Annotated in this window: 1 protein-coding gene and 1 pseudogene; both read left to right on the plus strand. The window is 59.1% G+C overall.

Annotated features, from left to right (window positions below; translation table 11 throughout):
- The coding region (locus NW835_RS03240; protein ID WP_414414509.1) for a tRNA pseudouridine(55) synthase TruB at positions 1–393 on the plus strand (393 nt) is incomplete at its 5' end.
- A gap of 225 nt (positions 394–618) precedes the next feature.
- Positions 619–817, plus strand: a pseudogene (locus NW835_RS03245) (allophycocyanin subunit beta); the annotation flags it as partial.

Genomic DNA, 817 nt, shown 5'->3' on the forward strand with positions numbered 1-817 from the left:
GAGATTGCCTGTGGCCCTGGCACCTACATCCGCGCCCTCGCCCGCGACCTGGGAGAGAAATTGGGCTGCGGAGGCTTGATGAGCCGCCTGCGACGGTTGCAAAGTGGCCCCTTTCGCATCCAAGAGAGCCTGCCCCTGGAGCAGTGGCAGGGATCCGCCGATCCCGCCGCCGCCCTGCTGCCGATTGAGTGGGGATTTCGCGGTTGGGACTCAGTATCCTTGTCTCCGGCTGAGGCGCAGCGCTGGCAACAAGGTCAGGCCATTCCCCTGGATCCTGCTCAGGCCACTGCCGAGACTCTGCGGGTGAAGAGCCAACAAGGAGCGTTCTTAGGGTTGGGACACTGCCAAGGCAGGCTGCTCAGGCCACTGCGGGTGCTGCTGCCGGATCCCTAGAGCGTTGCAGAAAGGTTACATTTTCGTAACAACATCTGCCATTGTCTCAGGAGAAGGCAGGAAAGAACCCCCCGCATGCTAAACTTCTGGGGGCAAGTGGGGAGCTTGGAGCGCTGCCGGTGTTGGGCTTTGGCTCGATTTTCCAAGGCTGGCCTTTGGACGTTGCCGGCAAAATTCTCATCTCAAGCTACTTTTACATAGAGTTACAGGAACGGAGTTGGGGATATGCGGGATGCCGTAACCACACTGATCAAAACCTACGACCTGACAGGCCGCTACCTGGATCGGAATGCCATGGACGCGCTCAAGGCCTTTTACGATTCGGGTCTGCGGCGCATCAAGGCCGTGAAGGTGATTAACCTCAACTCGGTGGACATTGTCAAGACGGCTGCCGCGGCTATGTTTGCCCAGGTGCCAGATCTGA

It is taken from the genome of Synechococcus sp. OH2, from assembly GCF_047462155.1.
GTDB lineage: Bacteria > Cyanobacteriota > Cyanobacteriia > Thermostichales > Thermostichaceae > Thermostichus.